The sequence below is a fragment of the Faecalibacterium faecis genome, from assembly GCF_040096475.1.
Lineage (GTDB): Bacteria > Bacillota > Clostridia > Oscillospirales > Ruminococcaceae > Faecalibacterium > Faecalibacterium taiwanense.
Map to the genome: position 1 here is coordinate 68,761 of NZ_JBBMEP010000001.1, position 19,442 is coordinate 88,202.

A 19,442-nucleotide genomic window follows, 5' to 3' on the forward strand; every position below is an offset into this window, starting at 1 on the left:
AAGGAGCGAGTGTCGTGGAGGAAAATTTTAACCCGGTCGCACGGACCCGCGCAAACTATTACACCCCCGGCAGCCCGGTGCAGTTCGTCTGCGTGGAGCTGCTCAAGGGTGATGTCAGCGGGGAGCACGCGGTCTGCCTGACCTTCAAGAATATTTCCAAGGTGACCCTGACCGCGCTGGAGATCCACTTCAAGTGCAAGGGCGTGGACGGCGTGATCCTGTGCGAGGACCGGTTCGAGTACCGTGACTTGGAAGTAAAGCCCGGCGAACTGTTTGGCATGGACGATGCGGTGTTCGTTACCGCAAAGGCCATCACCAGCGTGGATGTTTCGCTGTGCAACGTGTACAACGGCAAGCGGGTGGTGCATCTGGACGGCATCAAGCGCGTGCGCCTGCCTGCCCCCAAGCGCCTATCTGCTGAGCTGGAAAAGGCGCTGGAGACCCGCATGAACCGCCCGGAGCTGAAGTATCAGCCGCAGGTGTTTGAAAATGGCTGGTACTGCGCCTGCGGTGCCTTCCACCCGAAGGAGGAGGATACCGTGTACTGCTCGGAGTGCGGCTGCGACCGCATCCTGCTGCAGAACGCGCTGAACACCCTGCTACAGCCGGAACAGCCTGCCCAGACCGAGCCGGAACTGGAAACGCCTCTTGCCCCGCAGGCTGAAGAGCCTACCCGCATTATGGGCGCAGCGCCCGTGCAGGAGGAGCCGACCCGGATCATGGGTGCACCGTGCCGTGAAGCAGAACCACAGCCGGAAGAACCTGCTGCAGAGCAGACCCGTGTGATGGATGCCGGAATGCGGGCACAGTTCCCGGGCAGGGCATCCCATGCAGCTGCGGACGAAGGCACCCGTGTGATGCCTGCTGCAGCCCGCCGTGCACAGCCGATATCTCAGCAGCCGGAGCCTGCCTATGACGACGAGGAAGAATACGAGGACGAGCGCGACAGCGTGGCCGAAGCGCTGATCCGCTGGGTGCCGCCCATCACTGCCATTGTCTGTGCAGCAGTGGCACTGTGCGGCTTCGTGTATTACCAGTTCGTGCTGTAACACAAACAGCAGCGGAGAGGGCGGTATGCCTTCTCCGCTTTTTTGTATGCCAGAAGAAGGGAGAACCATTATGCCGGAAGAAGCCTTACAGGCTGCCTTTGAGATCAAGACTGCCTGCGATGAGATCAGCCGCCGCCTGCTGCGCTGGCACTGGGAGCACAAACCCGGTGCGCACAGCTTGGGTGCATTGCTGGATCACGTTGCACAGCGCCAGCAGGAAAGCCCGGACTACTACGACCGTATGCCGGATCTTTCCGGCAAAAACAGCTGGCAGCAGCTGGATACCACCATTTGTATGCGGGTTCTGCTGGACCCGGAAAAGGATGCCGCCAAACCGCTGGACCTGCTGGGCAATACCAGCAATCCGGGTGCGGCCCGCCGCGCCTGCAATGCTGTGCGCACCGCCCGCAACGAAGCCGCCCACGCCACCGATCACACCGATGCCGCTCAGGCGGCGATCCTGTTCAACGAGGCGGTGGAGAGCTTGGAAGACGGCTATGTGGGCACGGCTTTCCGCGAGAATGAACTTGCCCGCTATTACCGCGATGCAGAAAATTATCTGGCACGCTGCGGCGCAAAGGAGCCGATCGCATCCAGCCGTGCGCCGGAAGAAAAAACGGCTGCGCACGAGCCAGCCCGCCAGAGCACAAAGCAGGGCCAGAACCGCAGCGCCCAGAGCCGCAAAACGGCCGGCAGCCGTTCCTCCGGCAGCAGAAGCACCACAGCGCGCAGCAGCTCGGCCAAAAGCCGCAGCACGGCAGGCCGCAAAAAGAAACAGAGAAGAACTGGCAATAAAACCGTGTTTATCGTTCTGCTGGTGGTCCTGCTGCTGGGGCTTGCCGTGCGTGCATGGAGCATGGGCGCAGCCTGACCGCCTGTAATGCCCTGCTTCTCAGAAAAAAGCCGTCTTTTGTACACAGTTGCCAGAAAAACAAAAATGCGTTCGGAATAAACCGGGAAAAGCGCATCTTGCGGGATGGATGAAAGCGGTTTATAATAAGCATGAAAACGTTTACACATAACAATGCATCCCAAAAGAGAGAAGTACTGCAAATGACCATCAGTGATATTGCAAAAATGGCGGGTGTATCCAGTGCGGCGGTCAGCCGCTACCTGAACGGAGGCCCCCTGAGCGAACAGAAGAGGGCTGTCATCCACGAGGTAGTGGAAAAGACCGGCTACCGCCCGGATACCGCCGCCCAGACTCTGCGCACCGGAAAAGTGAATCAGGTTGGGGTGATTGCTCCCAGCATCGGCTCCCAGTCGGTGGGGCAGATCACGGCAGGCATTGCCAGTGAGCTGGATGCAAAGAGCTATCTGATGCTGCTGGGAAACACCGAGCTGGACGCTCAGCGGGAATTGGGCTATCTGACTGCCATGCAGCGCAACCACGTGGCGGGCATCATCCTACTGGGCAGCTATTATACTCCTCAGCTGGCGCAGGCGCTGAAAAACTGCCGTGTGCCGGTGGTGGTAACAGGCCAGCGTTTTCAGGATGTGGCCTGCGTGTACAACGACGACCGCACTGCAGCCCGGGAACTTGCCCAGCGGATGCTGGACCATGGCCGCAAAAGGATCGTTTATATTGGCGGTACAGAGCGGGACGATGCCACCGGCGTGCAGCGCCGTGAGGGCGTGCAGGATGCGCTGAACGCTGCCGGACTGAACGGCGAACAGATGCCCCGCATCTGCTGTAACGCCTTTACCATGGAGGAGGGCCAGCGCTGCATGCAGGAACTGCTGGTGCGCTGCCCGGATCTGGACGGTGTGGTCTGCGTGACTGACACGGTGGCCTTTGGTGCCATGCGTGCCCTGCGGGAAGCAGGACGGCATGTGGGGCAGGATGTGGGTCTTGCAGGCGTTGGCGACAGCTGGGCTGGCAGCATGATGGAACCGGGGCTGGCCACGGTGCGCTTTTACCAGAAGCAGGTGGGGCAGGAGGCTGCCCGGATCCTGCTGCAGATGCTGGAAGAAAATGGGAGCAGCGGGCCTGTGCGTCAGGTGACGCTGGGCTATCAGATCGTGGAGCGAGGCTCCCTTTGATGATAAAGGATAAAAGTATGGGTCGTAAGCTGATTTTTCTGGATATTGACGGCACGCTGCTGCCGCCGGGTGATATGCTCATCCCGGAAAGCACTCTGGCTGCACTGGATCGCGCCAGAGCAAACGGACACAAGCTGTTTTTGTGCACCGGCCGCAACCACCGCATGACCGAACCGCTGCTGCGGCACGACTGCTTTGCGGGCGCAGTGTGCAGCGCCGGCGGCTATGTGCTGTGCGATGGAAAGACTCTGGTGGATATCCCCATGGAGCCGCAGCAGGCTGAAGGCGTGCGCGCGGCGCTGGAACGCAATGGCGTGGAGTGCACGCTGGAAGCCCGGGATGCCACCTTTGGCGGAAGCAAGATGGCTGAGAGGTGGAAATTTATCCACAAAAAGAACGATGCACCGCTGAACAGCGAAGCAGAACGCTGGCGCAAAGCCATGGAAGAGGGCATGTCCATCCTGCCGCTTTCCGATTACAAAGGGGAACCGCTGTATAAGATCGTGTTCATTGCCGACCACGAGAGCGACCTTGCCGAGGCAAAGCAGCTCTATGCCGACCAGTTCGTGTTCTGCGAAAGCAAGCTGGACCGCCTGACCGATGGCTTTGTGAATGGTGAGCTCATCAACCGCAAATTTGATAAGGGCACCGGAATCAAGGCCATCTGTGATCATCTGGGCTGCACGCTGGCGGATACCATCGGCTTTGGTGACAGCGATAATGACCTGCAGATGACCGATGTTGTCGGCATCAGTGTGTGCATGGCCAATGGCTCCGAAAACCTGAAAAAGCGGTGCGACCGCATTGCTCCCTCGGTATACGAGGACGGCATTGCAAAGGAGTTCAAGGCGCTGGGTCTGATCTGAAAAAAACAACAAAGGCTGCGGCAGGGATAAGACCCGGGCCGCAGCTTTTTTGCTGCCACAGGGTTTTATAAAACGGAAAAACGTGGTAGAATAAACCAGAATGCCGGGTTCAAAGCCCGGCAAAAAGGGAGGAATTGAAATGCGTTCCGTTCTGGAAGTATGTGTGGACAGCACTGCCAGTGCACTGGCAGCAAAGCGCGGCGGTGCCAGCAGGCTGGAACTGTGTGCCGACCTGATCGTGGGCGGTACAACGCCCAGCCTTGCGCTGGTGCGTCAGGTCAAGGCGGAGACCGGCCTGCCGGTGCGTGCTCTGCTGCGGCCCCGGTTCGGAGATTTCTGTTACGATAGCTACGAGCTTGCCCAGATGGAACAGCTGGCCGCAGAGCTGGTGGAGGCCGGGGCGGATGGTATCGTGACCGGTGTGCTGACCCCGGAAGGGCAGCTGAATGCGGATGCCATGCGGCCCATTTATGCGGCGGCGCGTAGGGCAGCGGAAAAGGCAGGCCGTCCGGTGGCGTGTACCCTGCACCGTGCCTTTGATGTCAGCGCCGACCCCTTTGCGGCACTGGAAACGGTCCGGAGCATGGGCCTTTGTACCATCCTCACCAGCGGGCAGGCGGCGAGTGCCCCAGAGGGAGCGGAGCTTCTCGGCCGACTGGTGGAGCGGGCAGGGGACAGCGTGGAAATTCTGGTAGGTGCCGGTGTCACGGCACAAAACATCCCGGCACTGGCCGCACAGACCGGGGCACATGCGTTCCACCTTTCTGGCAAGCAGGTGCTGCAAAGCCGCATGACCTTCCGCCGCGAGGGTGTGCCCATGGGGCTGCCGGGCTTTTCAGAGTTTGAGGTATGGCAGACGGGTGAAGAAAACATCCGTGCTGCACGGCAGGCACTGGATGCGATGAAGAACAACTAAAACGAAAGCGCTCTCCCAACGGAAACCCGGTGGGAGAGCGCTTTTTTATGATGATGAATTTGAAGGGTGAAGATAGCTTAGTAATGTAGCTCGTCGCCGGTCAGTGCTTCCAGCACCGGCAGCATGGCAGCGGCCTCGGCCTTGGCGGCGGGCAGATCCATATCGCGGTAGTTGCCGCACTCCACTTCGCTGGCCCCGGGCACAGCGCCCTCAAAGCCAGCCATGAAGCGGAAGGATTCCACCGTCAGCTCCAGTGCCTCGGCGGGGGTCAGGCCGCGGGTGAGCAGATAGAAGCCGGTGCGGCAGCCCATGGGGCCAACGTAGATCACGCTGTCCTGAAAGGCGCTGTTGCGTGCATAGGTGGCAAACAGATGCTCCAGCGTGTGGGCGGCACCGGTGGACAGGTAATCGCCGTGATTGGGCCTTTTCATGCGGATGTCCCAGGTGAGAACATCGCCGTCCTGACGGCTCAGATACATGCCGCGGTCCAGTTTGGTATGGTCAACACAGAAGCTTGCAATGCGTTCCATGATCTTCTCCTTTGGCTTATGCCTGCAGGCGCTGCACGCTGCCGTGCGCGCAGTCCACAGCGACCATCAGGCCGTCACGGATGTGGCTGGTGGCACCGGCAGCACCCACAACGGTGGGCTTGAGCAGGGCCTTGCCGGCAATGGCGGCATGGCTGTTCAGGCCCGGCTCTTCCACCACCAGAGCGGCGGCGTCGCGCACATAGCTCAGCATTTCGTTGCTGGTGGAGGGCACCACCAGCACCATGCCGGGCTTGAACTTTGCACGCACCTCTTCCAGCGTGCGGCAGACGCAGGCCTTGCCGGTGGCGCTGGTCACGTCGGCATTCTCGCGGCCAACGCCCACACCGGTAGCCAGACAGTTGCCTACCATGTGGATCTTGATCATGTTGGTGGTGCCGGACACGCCCACAGGCACGCCTGCGGTCACAACGGCCAGCTCACCGTTGTGCAGGTAGCCGTTCTCCTTGGCCAGAGAGGTGGACATCTCGATCAGCTCATCAGTGCTGTGTGCCAGAGGCATCATCAGCGGGGTGATGCCCCAGCTCAGGGCCAGCTGACGCTGCACCTGCTCCTTCATCACGCAGGCGATGATGGGCTGCTCCGGGCGGTACTTGCTCAGCAGACGGGCGGTGTTGCCGGACTCGGACACCGTAACGATGGCGGCAGCATTCACGTCCTTGGCGGTCAGGCAGGCAGCATGTGCAGTTGCATCGCTCACGCTGATCTTGCCGGTGTTCTCGGCGAGGGGCGCAAAGCGGGAGTGATTCTCCTGCTCGGTGCGCTCAGCAATGGCAGACATGGTCTTGAGGGCCTCCACCGGATAAGCACCGGCAGCAGTCTCGCCGGAAAGCATGATGGCAGAGGTGCCGTCGTAGATGGCATTTGCCACGTCGGAGATCTCGGCGCGGGTGGGGCGGGGGTTCACGATCATGCTGTCCAGCATCTGGGTAGCGGTGACGATGGGCTTGCCAAAGGAGAAGGAGCGCTCGATGATATTCTTCTGAATGCCGGGCAGCTCGGTAAAGTCAATCTCAACGCCCAGATCGCCGCGGGCCACCATGACAGCATCGGCTGCAGCCAGAATGCTGTCGATGTTGTTCACGCCCTCACGGTTCTCGATCTTGGCGATGATGCGGATATCGGAATCATACTCGTTGAGCAGGTTGCGGATATCGTACACATCCTGTGCGGTGCGCACGAAGGAAGCAGCGATGAAGTCAAAGCCCTGCTGTGCGCCGAAGATGATATCGTCGCGGTCGCGCTGGCTCATATACGGCATGGACAGATGCACGCCGGGCACATTGACACCCTTCTTGTTCTTGATCTTGCCGTTGTTCAGCACCTTGCACACGATGTCGGTGTCGTTCACGGTGACGATCTGCAGCTTGATCAGGCCGTCGTCCAGCATGATGGTGCCGCCGGGCTGCACATCCTGCGGCAGGTCCTTATAGGTGATGGAGCAGATCTCCTTGGTGCCTTCCACCTCGCGGGTGGTCAGGGTGAAGGTCTGGCCGGTTTCCAGCATTTCAGTGCCGTTCTTGAAGTCCTTCAGGCGGATCTCGGGGCCCTTGGTGTCCAGCAGGGCAGCGACCGGCTTGCCCAGCTCTTCACGGATGGCCTTCAGCTTTTCAAAGCGGCCCAGATGCTCCTCGTGAGAGCCGTGGGAAAAATTAAAACGGGCAACATTCATGCCGTTGGCGACCAGCTCGCGCAGAACGCCTTCCTGATCGGTGGACGGGCCCAGAGTGCAGATGATCTTTGTTTTTCTCATATACTTTTACTACCTCCAACTACAACTTCACATTCTCTATTTTGCGGCAGGCTGTCCGCTGTCATACAGGCAGCTGCACGCGGCCAACGGGAAAAATCCCATGCTGTGGTACAAAAGCAGAAAAGTTCTGCTGTTCAAAACTTTTTCCATTTACTATTATATCCGCTTGGATACAATAGGGCAAGAAAAAATTCAAGCTGCGCTGCAATTTTTTTGGCAGCCAAGATGCCTTTGTCACGAAATAACGCAGCAACGAATAAAAACGCAAAAACGCTTCGCCGGATTGTGAACGAAATGACGAACATTTTGGTGAAAATGACGGATATTTGCAGCACAGCAAAAACGCTTGCATCCGGCACAGGATTTGCTTATAATGATAAGTAAAGATAGTATCACTTATCCGGGGCAGGTCCCCGGAAGAAATGGAGAAAAAACGATATGGAAAAGCGTGTTTTTCTGATCGTCCTCGACAGCTTTGGCATTGGCGCAGAGCCGGATGCCGCCGCCTTTGGCGACGAGGGCACCAACACCCTGGGTGCCATTGCAAAACACCCCAACTTCAACTGCCCCAACCTGCAAAAGATGGGCATGTTCAACATTGATGGCGTGACCGCAGGCGAAAAGACCGCAGCGCCCATCGGCTCCTTTGCCCGCCTGCAGGAGCAGAGCATGGGCAAGGATACCACCATTGGTCACTGGGAGATCGCCGGTGTGGTAAGCCCCAAGCCGCTGCCCACCTTCCCGAACGGCTTCCCGGATGAGCTGATCCACGAGTTTGAGGAAAAGACCGGCCACAAGGTGCTGTGCAACAAGCCTTACTCCGGCACGCAGGTGCTGAAGGATTACGGCGAGCAGGCCATGAAAGAAAACGCCCTTATCGTTTACACCAGTGCCGACAGCGTATTTCAGGTGGCCGCCAACGAAGAGCTGGTGCCGGTGCATGAGCTGTACCGCTACTGCGAGATCGCCCGCGAGATGCTCAAGGGCGAGTACGGCGTGGGCCGCGTGATCGCACGCCCCTTCCTGGGCCACACTGCGGATACCTTCTACCGCACCACCAATCGCCACGACCTGAGCCTCAAGCCGCCCCGCGCTACCATGCTGGATCTTCTGAAAGATGCTGGCAGGGATGTGATCGCTGTTGGTAAGATCTTTGACATCTTCGACGGTGAGGGTGTGACCGAGAAGATCAAGACCACTGGCAACACCAATGGCATCGCCTTTACCAAGGCCCTGCAGACCCGCGACTTTGAGGGCCTTGCCTTTGTGAATCTGGTGGACTTCGATATGCTCTACGGCCACCGCCGCGATGTAGCAGGCTATGCCGCCGCTGCCACCGAGTTTGACAAGTTCGTGGCCGACTTCATCCCCGGAATGCGGGAGGGCGATCTCCTCATGGTCACCGCTGATCATGGCTGCGACCCGTCCTATACCAAGACCACCGACCACACCCGCGAGTATGTGCCGTACCTGATCTGCGGCAAGGGCGTGAAGCCTGGCGTTGACCTTGGCACCCGTCTGTGCTTTGGCACCATCGCCCAGACCATCTGCGAGTATCTTGATGTGGATGCTTCCTCTCTGGACGGCAAGAGCGTCTGGAACGAGATCAAGGCATAATTATTTTGAATGAGAAAGCCGCCTGCATTGGTTCAAGATGCAGGCGGCATTTTTATGCAGTTTATCGGCACGGACTTTCTGGTGAAAAAGCAAAACAGGAAACGACCGCAGTCGTTTCCTGTTTTGCAAATAAAATAATATTTCCGCGATAGAGTCCGGAGCTTGCGCGGAGGACATTTCAAATCGTCAGGCCGCGTCGTTCTGCTGCGAAGCAGCATCCTGAATGGCACCCCAGATGGAGGAAGCCGCATTGTAGATGGACGATGCAGCCTGTTCCACCTCTTCCTGCGTGGGCAGGGAGATAGACGGGGCTTCGGCAGGTGTGTCCCCGCCGGTCTCGCCCTCGGCGGGAGCTTCCGGCTCCGGCGTCTGGGTGTCGGCAGGCTGCTCTGCATCTGCAGGCTGGTCAGCCGGGACGGTCTCTTCCGGCAGGCTGTCGGCGGGCACTTCCTCGGGAACGCTCTCGGCAGGCACCTCCGAAACAGCGGCGTTCGGGTCGGTGGTGGGGGTGAACACATCGGTCTTTTCCGGCTTCTGGGTGGTGTCGGCAACGGTGCCCTCACCGCCCAGCACGGACGCGATCATTTCCCTGGCCTTGCTCACAGAAGCATCATCCGGTTTCATGACGTAGAGCTTCTGTCCCTTGGCAGAGTAGCACTTGGTGCTGCTGGAGCTTGTGCCGGTGACGGTATAGCTTTCAATATCCCACTCGGCAAAGTCGCTCAGCTGCATCCGCACCAGCGCACTGATCTGATCCTGTGAAAAGCTGGTCACAAAGCAGTCGGCTGCGGCATCCATGATCTTGGAAAAGCCCATCAGCAGGGCAGGGGACTTGATCTTGTTCAGCATGGCATCGATCACCTTCATCTGGTTGATGCCGCGCTGGATATCGCCGGATGCAAAGGCGTGACGCTCACGGGCAAAGGCCAGAGCGGCCTTGCCGTCCAGATGGTTCCAGCCCTCCACAAAGGTGGTGGGGTCATAGTAGCCGGGGCTGCCCACAGAAGTGAACGCCTGATCGGAGTAGACATCCACGCCGCCCAGCGCATCGATGATGCTGATGAAGCCCGCAAAGTTGATGCGGATGTAATGGTCCACATTGACGCCGTACAGATTGCCCAGTGTGGCCATGCTGGTTTCCACGCCGTACAGACCGGCGTGAGTCAGCTTATCCTTGCTGTCAGTGCCGGCAAGGTCTACGTAGTAGTCGCGCGGGGTGTTGATCAGGGCCACCCTCTTGGTGACAGGGTTCACGGCAGCAAGGATATTCACGTCGCTGCGGGCATTTTCGGTCAGCTCGCCGCGGGTGTCCACGCCGCTGAGGTAGATCACAAAGGGCTCCTTGGTGATCTTGTTGGCCTCGGCACCGGTGAGCAGGCCAGAGGTCATGCTGCCCAGGGCAGAAAGGCCCTGCTGGGCCCAGAAGCAGCCCAGCGCCATGGCAGCGCACAGGAACACCGAAAATACCCGGGCCACCTTGCCGGGAACATTGTACTCCTGACAGCGCTTTACCAGCAGCCACAAAAGCGCCAGCAGCGCGGCCAGAATGACCAGATACAGCACCGGCAGCATCTGGGTGCGCCACAGCTGCACCAGTGCCAGAATGCTTAAAATACCTTGTAAGATCAGCAAAATTTTCCCCCACTTGGAAGGTACTGCCACGGCTCCATCCACGGGCGGATGGGCCTTGGGCGGTACGGGTGTGTTGTGGCCGCTGCGCGGCGGCTTCTGGGGAGGCTGGGCCGGAGGCGGTGTGCTGGGCTGTTCCGGCGGCAGCTCGGAAAAAAACGCCGAGCTGTCTACCTCGATGGGCGCAGTATCCTCAGTGCCTTCCTTGCGGCTGATGTGCCGCAGAGAACGGTAATCTTCGTGGGAACGATCGTTTTCATCCATCATTCAAAACCACTCCTTTTTGTCAGGAAACAGGTACAATGGTCAGCACTGCACGGGCCGGAAGGCAGGTGGCGGTCTGATCTTCGTTGGAAAGCCAGCCAAAGCCTTCACAGATGTGATCCGGGCAGGGCGAATCCACGAACCGGGCTGCACCGTCCTTGATCTGAATGTGGACGGTATAGTAACCGGTGTCCACATCATAGGTCTCATCCACGTCCAGCGGCAGGTTCATGGTGGTGTTGTTGTCGCCGTAGATCAGCTCGGCCCGCAGCCCGGAGCCGGAAGCGTGCACGCGGCGCACCACCAGCAGCACAGCGGCAATGGCCAGAATGACCACGGCAAAGAGAAGATTGGTAAGCAGCTTTTTGTTTTTCATGCGTTAATCCTTGATCTGTAATTGTTCCAGCTCGGCCAGCCACAGTGCGGCACAGGCATCGCTGGGCATCCGCCAGTCGCCGCGGGGCGAAAGGGTCACGCTGCCCACCTTGGGGCCGTCGGGCAGGCAGCTGCGCTTGAACTGCTGGGCAAAGAATCGCCAGTAGAAGTTGCGCAGCCACTTGTACAGCACACTGTCCGGGTACTCCGGCCGGCCTGCGAATGCAGTCTTTGCCAGCCGGAAGATCTTGGCCGGGCCAAAGCCGAAGCGCAGCACCTGATACAGGTAGAAATCGTGCAGCTCGTAGGGTCCCACAAGGTCCTCGGTCTTCTGCGCGATCTCGCCGTCCTTGGCAGGCAGCAGCTCCGGGGAGACGGGCGTATCCAGAATATCCAGCAGCACCGTGCGCAGAGCATCGGTGGCGGCAATGTCGGCTTCGTAGCGCACAAGGTGGCGCACCAGCGTTTTGGGCACACCGGCGTTCACACCGTACATGCTCATGTGGTCGCCGTTGTAGGTGGCCCAGCCCAGCGCCAGCTCCGAAAGGTCGCCGGTGCCCACTACAAGGCCTCCGGTGCGGTTGGCGGTGTCCATCAGCTCCAGCGTGCGCACGCGGGCCTGACCGTTTTCAAAGGTGACATCCAGCACGCTCTCGTCCTGACCGATGTCCGCAAAATGGCTGTGCACGGTGTTGGCGATATCGATCTCTTTAAAGGAGACCTGCAGCTCATCGCACAGGATCTCTGCGTTGCTGCGGGTGCGCTTCGTGGTGCCAAAGCAGGGCATGGTCACAGCCAGCACATCCCGGGCGGGGCGGCCCAGCTGTTTCATGGCACGCACGGCCACCAGCAGCGCAAGACAGCTGTCCAAGCCGCCGGAAATGCCGATAACGGCGGTTTTTGCGTGGGCGTGTTCCAGCCGCTTTGCAAGGCCGTCGGCCTGCATCTTCAAAATAAGCTCACAGCGCTCGGCGCGGCGCTTGGGGTCGCTGGGTACAAAGGGTGCGGGATCGATCCAGCGGGTCAGCGTGGTCTCTGCCGGTTCCAGATCGAACTCCACGGTCTGGTAGCCCTCGCCGCTCAGCTCAAAACTGGTGTTGCGGGCACGCTCGGCTTCCATGCGCTGGCAGTCGATCTCGGTCTCGGCACAGCCGCCGTCAAAGGGAGCGTTCTCAGAGAGGATGGTGCCGTTCTCGGCAATGAGGTCGTGGCCGGCGAACACCATGTCCTGCGTGCTCTCACCGTGCCCGGCGGAAGCATACAGGTAGCCGCACAGCAGGCGGGCAGACTGGTTGGACACCAGCGCCCGGCGGTACTCGGCCTTGCCGACGGTCTCATCGCTGGCGGAAAGATTTGCGATCACGGTCGCACCGGCCAGCGCGTGGAAGGTGGAGGGCGGCAGGGCACTCCACAGATCCTCGCAGATCTCCACGCCCAGCACAAAGCTGGGCATCTGGCGGCAGCGGAACAGCAGGGAGGTGCCAAAGGGCACCCGCTGACCACACACCTCCACCAGCTCCACCTCGGTGCTGCCCGGGGTGAACTGGCGCTTCTCGTAGAACTCGCCGTAGTTGGGCAGATAGGTCTTGGGCACAAGACCCAGAATGCGGCCATGGCATAGCACGGCGGCGCAGTTGTACAGCTTGCCGTGCACCAGCAGCGGCAGGCCCACCAGCGTGACAACGTCCAGTGCTTTTGTTTCATCAAGCAGGGTGCTCAGGGCATCCAGTGCACCGGTCTGCAGCGTGCGCTGCAGAAACAGGTCGCCGCAGGTATAGCCGGTCAGGCAGAACTCGGGGAACACGGCCAGCTTTACGCCGCGGGCTGCAGCTTTGCGCAAAGCATCCGTGATCTGCCGGACATTATAGGCGCAGTCGGCCACCCGCAGTGCGGGAGAAAGGGCGGCTGCTTTCAAAAAACCATCTTTCATCGGAGGATTTCACATCCTGTCTTTCTTAGTTGACTGCAATTTCCTGCAGTGCACATAGTATACCACAAACAGACCCAAACGGGAAGTAAAAGAACAATGACAAAAACAAAACAGCCGCGCTCTCTCCATCTCGCACTGCCCGACGGAGAAAGCGGGCAAGACAAAAAATAAAAAATCCCACACAAAAATGTGCGGGAATCAAAGACTGAAAAATGGAAAACGAGATAGACCGTAAGCCGGGTTCTGTATTAAACGACGATCTGTCTAGACCTGCCATTGCTGACAGGTTCGTGCCGCCTTCGGGACACGCGAGCAGCGCTGTACGTCCCATATAGGCGTTGCTTCCGGTAGGGTTTACAAAGCCGCATGGTCACCCATGCGCTGGTGAGCTCTTACCTCGCCGTTTCATCCTTACCGCATTGCTGCGGCGGTTTGTTTTCTGTTGCACTTTCCCTAAGGTCACCCTCGGCTGCCGTTAGCAGTTACCGTGCTCTGTGAGGCCCGGACTTTCCTCAGAGCGGTCAAAGCCGCCCCGCCGCCGTATGTTCCACTCGTTTTCCGCTCCTCATGATACCATAAAAAAGCAGGATTTGCAAGTAGAAGCCTTTTTTGATATAATATCTTATATATTTTTATGTTTTTTGCGCAGGAGGTGGGGGTGCATATGCGGCTGTTTTTTACGGTGCCCGATACGCCGCAGACCCAAAACGGAGTGCTTCTGCGCAATTTTCTGCGCCAGTGTGCCGTTTCTACCGACCTTGCCCGTGCAGTCAAGTTCCGGGGCAGCGGCTTTTTTGCGGATGGAGAGCCTGTCCTTGCCAACCGCAGGGTGTACCCGGGGCAGACGGTCAGCTTTGAGCTGCCGCCGGAAGGGGAAGGCGTGGCCCCGCAGCCGGAGATCCCGGTAAACGTGGTCTATGAGGATGCCTTTGCAGTGGTGCTGGAAAAGCCGCCGCATCTGGCCGTGCACCCCACCCTGAACTACCCCTACGATACCCTTGCCAACGGGTATGCGGCATGGGCTGCGCAGCAGGGCATCAGCCCGGTGTTCCGCCCGGTGAACCGCATCGATAAGGACACCAGCGGCCTTGTTCTGGCTGCAAAGCACGCCTATGCTGCGCCGCTGCTGGCCCGGAATGTGGAAAAACTCTACTATGCCGTTGTGGAGGGAGAGCTGCCGCTGGGTCCGGGCGTGATCGACGCGCCCATTGGCCGCCAGGCGGAGAGCATCATTGGCCGCTGCGTGACCCCGGACGGCAAGCCCAGCCGTACCGAGTATACCATATTAAAGGCAGAAAACGGCCTGAGCCTTGCAGCCTGTGTGCCGGTAACGGGCCGCACCCATCAGATCCGGGTGCATTTTGCGTCCATCGGCCACCCGCTGGCTGGGGATGACCTTTACGGCGGGAGCCGGGAGCGCATTGGGCGGCAGGCGCTGCACTGTGCAAGGCAGAGCTTCTGGGTGCCGGTGTACACCCCGGTGGAGGGCGGAATCCGGGTGGAATGCCCGGCGAATGGAAATAACTGGAAGACTGCTGCGGCGGAAAGCCCGCTGCCGCAGGATATGAAACAGCTTTTTGGTGAAAAGTAAGTGAAAGAACCGCCCAAATTTTGTGACAATGCTTGTTTCAAAGACGGCAGGGTGTATAATAAAATAAGAATGTTGTGTGCATGAGCCTGCTGGAAAGGGCATGTGCGCCCAAGACCGCCGCCGTCTTATCCCGGCACCGTGTGTGCATTGGCGGCAAGGAAGGAGAAAAACCTTTTGATCGAAGACAAGACAAAGGAGCAGCAGCCCGCTTCACCGGTAAAACCGAAACGCGGCCAGAGGCTGCGCTCCCTTTGGGCACAGCTGCAATGCATGGGGCTTTTGCACCGGCACCGGCTGCGCCGTAAAACCCAGAATCATGTGAATGATTTTGGCAGAAAGCTTGCCCAGAATTCTGCCGTGCCAGTCATCGGGGAGACGCTGTATGCACTGGGCTATTCTACAGAGTATGGATTCGTCCGCGTTGGGCGCGGCCTGCGCAGCGGCTGGCTGTGGCTGTGGCAGGCATTTACGACACTGCTGGCAAATGCTGCGGCAATGGCGTTCCCGGGGGCAGCGCAGATGTTCCGGGACCTGTTCGGCCCGATCTGGCTGTTCTTCCGGGGCTGCGGTTCGCTGCTGGTGCACGCCCAACGGGTGCGGAAAGAAAAAGGCTTTGCCGCAGCCTGCAAAGCCAGCGTACATTATCTGGCCAGCGGCGTGCGCCGCAACCTGAAAACACTGCCGCGCATGGCCATGTATGTGCTGCCGGTGTGCGCACTGGCCGTTATGGTGACCGTGTTCAACCATACCGTCCGCCAGCCTTATGCGCTGGAGGTGCAGGTGAACGGCCAGACCGTCGGCTATGTAGCCAATGAGGATGTGTTCAACTCGGCCCGTGAGGCGGTGCAGGAGCGTATCAACTACGCAGACACCGACCATGCAAAGTGGACCGTGGAGCCTACCTACACCGTTACCGTGGCCCACAAGACCATGGATGAAAACGAGATGGCGGACGCGATCCTGAAGAGCGCCAGCGACGAGATCAGCGAGGGCACGGCCCTGTATCTGGATGGCGAGCTGACCGCAGTGTGCAGCGATGGTGTCAGCCTGCAGAGCTACCTGAGCAGCCTGCTGGAACCCTATGAGGACCCTGAGAACTCCAACGTGACCGTGGGCTTCAACAAGGAAGTCACGCTGGAAAACGGCATCTACTTCAACGACAGCTTTCAGGACGAAGCGGATGTGGAAAAGGAACTTTCCGGTGTGCAGCAGCAGGAAAAGATCTACACAGTGGGCGCAGGCGACACGCTATGGAGCATCGCCCAGAAAAACGACCTCACCTTCCGTGAGCTGTGCGAACTGAATACCAATTTCAAGGGCGCGCCCCTGAACGAGAAATCTAACATTCAGGCCGGTGATGAGCTGATCGTGACCAAGCAGGAAGCTACGCTGGAAGTGCGCATCACCAAGGTGGAAACCTGGCAGGAGGAGATTCCCTATACCACCGAGACCACCACCTCCAACGAGTACACGGTGGGTACCAAGAAAACGGTGCAGAACGGTGTGAACGGCCTGCGTCAGATCACGGCGCAGCGTGTTTATAACACCGATGGCATCCAGCTTTCTCAGAAGATCCTGAGCACGGAAGTGGTGCAGGAGCCTGTCACGGAAAAGATCGTGAAGGGCACCAAAAAGGTGACCAGCAGCACCAGCTACATCACCGGCAGCGGTCAGTTCATCTGGCCGGTGCCCGGCTACCGGAACTGCTCGCGCTGGTACGGCGGCAGCCACAAGGGTGTGGATATCTGTGCGGCTGCCGGTACGCCCATCTACGCATCGGCGGGCGGCACCGTGACCAAGGCCGGCTACAACAAGGCCGGTGCCGGTACGGGTTATGGCTACTCCATCATCATCAGCCACGGCAGCGGCTACACCACGGTGTATGCGCACTGTCTGTCGCTGGCGGTGCACTCTGGTCAGACGGTCAAGCAGGGCCAGCTGATCGGCTATGTGGGCAGCACCGGACGCTCCAGCGGCAACCACTGCCACTTTGAGATCCGCCGCAACGGCAGCTACATCGCGCCGCAGAATGTGTTCAACCGCAGAAAGTATAGGTAAAGGTAAGTTTGCAGAGGGCTTTTTCTCCGGAGAAGGCCCATCTGCTGTATTATGTAACAGAAAAGGAGAGATGATCTTATGTCTACCCCTCACATCAGTGCTGAAAAAGGCGACTTTGCAAAGACCGTCCTGATGCCGGGCGATCCTCTGCGTGCAAAATTCATTGCGGACACCTTCCTCAAGGATGTCCGTCAGGTGACCGGCGTGCGCGGCATGCTGGGCTTTACCGGCACTTACGAGGGCCGTCCCATCAGCGTGATGGGCAGCGGCATGGGCATGCCGTCCATTGGCATTTATTCCTATGAGCTGTTCAAGTTCTACGATGTAGAGAACATCATCCGCATCGGCTCTGCCGGCAGCTATACCGACAAGGCCAAGCTGTTTGACGTGGTGCTGGCCGCCGGTGCTGTGAGTGAAAGCAACTATGCCCGCGTGCAGAGCGGCTTTGAAGGGGACATCACGCTGCCCAGCCAGAGCCTGAACGACAAGCTGCGCGCTTCTGCCGCAAAGCAGGGCATCCCCCTCATCGAGGGAAACATCCACTCTTCGGATGTGTTCTACCGTCAGCCCTCCGATGCAAAGCCCACCTACTGGGAAAAGCTGCGCGACGAGCGCGGCTGCCTGTGCGTGGAGATGGAGAGCTTTGCCCTGTTTGCCAATGCACAGGTGCTGGGCAAGAACGCTGCCTGCCTGCTGACCATTTCCGACAGCTTTGTTTCGCCGGAAATCACCACGGCAGAACAGCGCCAGAAGAGCTTTACCGATATGATGAAGGTAGCACTGGGTGCAGAATACTAAGCGTTAAAAACGCATTTCAGCGCGGTTTGCCTGCAAAAGGGCTTGCCGCGCTGTTTTCGACCCCTGAAAACCAAAAAAGGAGTGACGGATATGACAAACCTGACCCTGGAAGAAAAGAAGGAGCTCATCCGCATGGCACTGGCTGCACGGGAAAAAGCCTATGTGCCCTACAGCGATTTTATGGTGGGCGCTGCCCTGCGCGCCAAGGATGGCCGCATTTTTACCGGCTGCAACGTGGAGAACGCTGCCTTTACCCCCACCAGCTGTGCAGAGCGCACGGCTCTGTTCAAGGCGGTGGCCGAGGGTGTGACCGAGTTCACCGACATTGCTGTGGTGGGCAGCCGCCGCGGCGAGGTGAACGAGCAGATCACTTCTCCCTGCGGGGTGTGCCGCCAGGCTCTGTTTGAATTCGGCGGGCCGGAACTGAACGTTATCATGGCAAAGACACCGGAAGACTTTATCGAGCGCAGCATGGACGAACTGCTGCCCTTCGGTTTTGGCCCCTCCAATGTGGCGGGCAACCGTGCCGTGAAGTGACGGGATAAAAGCGCAGAGGTGCACTGCAGGACAATAAAGTGACGGCAATACGTGCATTGTGTGCCAAAGCACAGAGAACGCACGGAACTACGGCAAATTTGTGCATAAATACTACTTTTGATAAAAACTTACAAAATTATTGTAAAGATTTTGTAATCGGAATTCGCTTGCATCTGACACGGCTTGCCGTTATACTTGAGCCAGTAAATGTGCAGTTCTGCGCATTTTATTTGTTTGACGCAATTTTATTAAAAATAAAAGGAGAGTTTGATTATGATGATTTCTCGTCGTAATTTCCTGGCTGTGGCTGGTGCCGCTGCCGCTGCCGCTGCTCTGACCGCTTGCGGTGGTTCTTCCGCTTCTTCTACCAGCACCGCTTCTTCCGCTGCTGCTTCTACTGCTTCCTCTGCTGCTGAGGGCGGTGAGAAGATCGTCAAGGTCGCTCTGACCTGCGATACCGGCACGATCGATGATGAGAGCTTCAACCAGGCATGCTGGACTGCTGTTTCCGGCTACATGGGCGATGACTGCCAGTACTACATTCCCGAGGCTGACGCTTCCGATGAGGACCGCGAGACCATGATCCGTCAGGCTGTCAACGACGGCGCTGATGTGATCGTCTGCGTCGGCTACCTGTACGGCGCTTCTCTGGCATGGGCTGCTGACCAGTATCCCGATGTCAAGTTCATCGCCATCGATGTGACGCAGGGCGATATCGGCACCGACGCTATCCCTGCTAACTGCTACTGCATCACCTTCAAGGAGGAGCAGGCAGGCTATCTGGCAGGCTACGCCATCGCAAAGGACGGCAAGACCAAGCTGGGCTTCCTGGGCGGCATGGCTGTTCCCGCTGTTATCCGTTACGGCTACGGCTTCGTGCAGGGCGCTGATGCCGCTGCTGCTGAGCTGGGCCAGAACATCGAGATCAACTACTTCTACGGCGGCCAGTTCTACGGCGATGCAAACATCACCTCCCGTATGGAGGGCTGGTACTCCAACGGCACTCAGGTCGTCTTTGCCTGCGGCGGCGGCATCTACACCTCCGCTGTTGAGGCTGCTCTGAAGAACAATGGCTACGTCATCGGCGTTGACGTTGACCAGAACTACATCGGTGCAAACGGCGTTGCAGATGGCACCTACGCTTATAACCCGTTCATCACCTCTGCTATGAAGGGCCTGTCCGAGGCTGTCAACACTGCTCTGGCTGATATCGATGCCGGCAGCTGGGACGACATCGCAGGTTCCAATGGCAACTTCGGTCTGGAGGACGGCGATTATATCGGCCTGCCCACCGATGCAGACAGCTGGAACTTCGAGTCCTTCACCACCGACGAGTACGAGGAAGTCAAGGGCAAGATCAAGAGCGGCGAGATCACTGTTGATAACAGCTCCGACGACGCTACCAAGCCCACCGTCAGCGAGTTCACCACCGTCAACTACATCCAGTAAGCTGTTGTCCGGCAGGCCT

The 19,442-nt window shown here is 58.8% G+C and carries 17 protein-coding genes and 1 other RNA gene; 12 read left to right on the plus strand and 6 right to left on the minus strand.

Features of this window, described 5'->3' with window-relative positions:
- The first annotated feature begins 14 nt into the window (after positions 1–14).
- The 5 genes from WMO17_RS00320 to WMO17_RS00340 all read left to right on the plus strand — a co-directional run bounded on the left by WMO17_RS00320 (position 15) and on the right by WMO17_RS00340 (position 4,874).
- The gene (locus WMO17_RS00320; RefSeq protein ID WP_097774794.1) at positions 15–1,049 is read left to right on the plus strand and encodes a hypothetical protein; all 1,035 of its coding nucleotides are present in this window, start codon (positions 15–17) and stop codon (positions 1,047–1,049) included.
- Positions 1,050–1,119: 70 nt separating this feature from the next.
- Positions 1,120–1,920, plus strand: a complete 801-nt coding sequence (locus tag WMO17_RS00325) for a hypothetical protein (protein WP_165852546.1) — start codon at positions 1,120–1,122, stop codon at positions 1,918–1,920.
- Between the two features lie 182 nt (positions 1,921–2,102).
- Entirely contained in the window at positions 2,103–3,092 is a 990-nt protein-coding gene (locus tag WMO17_RS00330; RefSeq protein ID WP_097781943.1) for a LacI family DNA-binding transcriptional regulator, read from the plus strand.
- Positions 3,092–3,958, plus strand: a complete 867-nt coding sequence (locus WMO17_RS00335; RefSeq protein WP_349137247.1) for an HAD family hydrolase — start codon at positions 3,092–3,094, stop codon at positions 3,956–3,958. Before WMO17_RS00330 ends, WMO17_RS00335 begins: the two co-directional genes overlap by 1 nt.
- 139 nt (positions 3,959–4,097) lie before the next feature.
- On the plus strand, positions 4,098–4,874 hold the full coding sequence (locus WMO17_RS00340; protein WP_349137248.1) for a copper homeostasis protein CutC: 777 nt from the start codon (positions 4,098–4,100) through the stop codon (positions 4,872–4,874).
- 77 nt (positions 4,875–4,951) lie between these two features.
- Here WMO17_RS00340 and WMO17_RS00345 read toward each other — a convergent pair whose 3' ends face one another.
- Positions 4,952–5,404 carry an S-ribosylhomocysteine lyase gene (locus WMO17_RS00345; RefSeq protein ID WP_005940027.1) on the minus strand — a complete coding sequence of 151 codons (453 nt, stop codon included), beginning with the start codon at positions 5,402–5,404 and terminating at the stop codon, positions 4,952–4,954.
- Between the two features lie 16 nt (positions 5,405–5,420).
- Positions 5,421–7,175, minus strand: coding sequence for a pyruvate kinase (gene pyk / locus WMO17_RS00350; RefSeq protein ID WP_349137249.1), 1,755 nt, complete (start codon positions 7,173–7,175; stop codon positions 5,421–5,423).
- A gap of 105 nt (positions 7,176–7,280) precedes the next feature.
- Between pyk and WMO17_RS00355 the strand changes: the two genes are divergently transcribed.
- Together WMO17_RS00355 and WMO17_RS00360 are read left to right on the plus strand one after the other, a co-directional pair.
- Entirely contained in the window at positions 7,281–7,559 is a 279-nt protein-coding gene (locus tag WMO17_RS00355) for a hypothetical protein (RefSeq protein WP_349137250.1), read from the plus strand.
- 54 nt (positions 7,560–7,613) lie between these two features.
- Positions 7,614–8,792 carry a phosphopentomutase gene (locus WMO17_RS00360; protein WP_097774800.1) on the plus strand — a complete coding sequence of 393 codons (1,179 nt, stop codon included), beginning with the start codon at positions 7,614–7,616 and terminating at the stop codon, positions 8,790–8,792.
- Between the two features lie 186 nt (positions 8,793–8,978).
- On the opposite strand, the gene WMO17_RS00365 is transcribed toward WMO17_RS00360, so the two are convergent.
- The 4 genes from WMO17_RS00365 to rnpB form a co-directional block, all read right to left on the minus strand.
- Complete coding sequence (locus tag WMO17_RS00365; RefSeq protein ID WP_349137251.1) at positions 8,979–10,688, minus strand: LCP family protein; 1,710 nt, start codon at positions 10,686–10,688, stop codon at positions 8,979–8,981.
- 19 nt (positions 10,689–10,707) lie between these two features.
- Positions 10,708–11,061: a NusG domain II-containing protein gene (locus tag WMO17_RS00370; protein WP_005940047.1), complete on the minus strand. Its 354-nt coding sequence runs from the start codon at positions 11,059–11,061 to the stop codon at positions 10,708–10,710.
- A 3-nt stretch (positions 11,062–11,064) separates the two neighbouring features.
- On the minus strand, positions 11,065–12,990 hold the full coding sequence (locus WMO17_RS00375) for an NAD(+) synthase (RefSeq protein WP_349137252.1): 1,926 nt from the start codon (positions 12,988–12,990) through the stop codon (positions 11,065–11,067).
- Positions 12,991–13,206: 216 nt separating this feature from the next.
- Positions 13,207–13,544, minus strand: an RNA gene (rnpB, locus tag WMO17_RS00380) — RNase P RNA component class A.
- Positions 13,545–13,654: 110 nt separating this feature from the next.
- Here rnpB and WMO17_RS00385 point away from each other — a divergent pair.
- The 5 genes from WMO17_RS00385 to WMO17_RS00405 all read left to right on the plus strand — a co-directional run bounded on the left by WMO17_RS00385 (position 13,655) and on the right by WMO17_RS00405 (position 19,423).
- Positions 13,655–14,581 (plus strand): RluA family pseudouridine synthase, encoded by a 927-nt coding sequence (locus WMO17_RS00385; protein WP_349137253.1) that lies wholly within the window; start codon positions 13,655–13,657, stop codon positions 14,579–14,581.
- 174 nt (positions 14,582–14,755) lie between these two features.
- Positions 14,756–16,639, plus strand: coding sequence for a M23 family metallopeptidase (locus tag WMO17_RS00390; RefSeq protein ID WP_243139181.1), 1,884 nt, complete (start codon positions 14,756–14,758; stop codon positions 16,637–16,639).
- A gap of 78 nt (positions 16,640–16,717) precedes the next feature.
- The gene (gene deoD / locus WMO17_RS00395) at positions 16,718–17,437 is read left to right on the plus strand and encodes a purine-nucleoside phosphorylase (RefSeq protein WP_005940061.1); all 720 of its coding nucleotides are present in this window, start codon (positions 16,718–16,720) and stop codon (positions 17,435–17,437) included.
- Between the two features lie 90 nt (positions 17,438–17,527).
- Complete coding sequence (locus tag WMO17_RS00400) at positions 17,528–17,974, plus strand: cytidine deaminase (protein ID WP_005940064.1); 447 nt, start codon at positions 17,528–17,530, stop codon at positions 17,972–17,974.
- 273 nt (positions 17,975–18,247) lie between these two features.
- Complete coding sequence (locus WMO17_RS00405) at positions 18,248–19,423, plus strand: BMP family lipoprotein (protein ID WP_005940071.1); 1,176 nt, start codon at positions 18,248–18,250, stop codon at positions 19,421–19,423.
- Positions 19,424–19,442: the final 19 nt, after the last annotated feature.

Coding starts and splice junctions, on each gene's coding strand:
- WMO17_RS00385 (WP_349137253.1), top strand. CDS start 13,655: ATGCGGCTGTTTTTTACGGTGCCCGATACGCCGCAGACCCAAAACGGA.
- WMO17_RS00365 (WP_349137251.1), bottom strand. CDS start 10,688: ATGATGGATGAAAACGATCGTTCCCACGAAGATTACCGTTCTCTGCGG.
- WMO17_RS00325 (WP_165852546.1), top strand. CDS start 1,120: ATGCCGGAAGAAGCCTTACAGGCTGCCTTTGAGATCAAGACTGCCTGC.
- WMO17_RS00330 (WP_097781943.1), top strand. CDS start 2,103: ATGACCATCAGTGATATTGCAAAAATGGCGGGTGTATCCAGTGCGGCG.
- WMO17_RS00360 (WP_097774800.1), top strand. CDS start 7,614: ATGGAAAAGCGTGTTTTTCTGATCGTCCTCGACAGCTTTGGCATTGGC.
- WMO17_RS00345 (WP_005940027.1), bottom strand. CDS start 5,404: ATGGAACGCATTGCAAGCTTCTGTGTTGACCATACCAAACTGGACCGC.
- WMO17_RS00340 (WP_349137248.1), top strand. CDS start 4,098: ATGCGTTCCGTTCTGGAAGTATGTGTGGACAGCACTGCCAGTGCACTG.
- WMO17_RS00335 (WP_349137247.1), top strand. CDS start 3,092: ATGATAAAGGATAAAAGTATGGGTCGTAAGCTGATTTTTCTGGATATT.
- WMO17_RS00400 (WP_005940064.1), top strand. CDS start 17,528: ATGACAAACCTGACCCTGGAAGAAAAGAAGGAGCTCATCCGCATGGCA.
- deoD (WP_005940061.1), top strand. CDS start 16,718: ATGTCTACCCCTCACATCAGTGCTGAAAAAGGCGACTTTGCAAAGACC.
- pyk (WP_349137249.1), bottom strand. CDS start 7,175: ATGAGAAAAACAAAGATCATCTGCACTCTGGGCCCGTCCACCGATCAG.
- WMO17_RS00375 (WP_349137252.1), bottom strand. CDS start 12,990: ATGAAAGATGGTTTTTTGAAAGCAGCCGCCCTTTCTCCCGCACTGCGG.
- WMO17_RS00370 (WP_005940047.1), bottom strand. CDS start 11,061: ATGAAAAACAAAAAGCTGCTTACCAATCTTCTCTTTGCCGTGGTCATT.
- WMO17_RS00405 (WP_005940071.1), top strand. CDS start 18,248: ATGATGATTTCTCGTCGTAATTTCCTGGCTGTGGCTGGTGCCGCTGCC.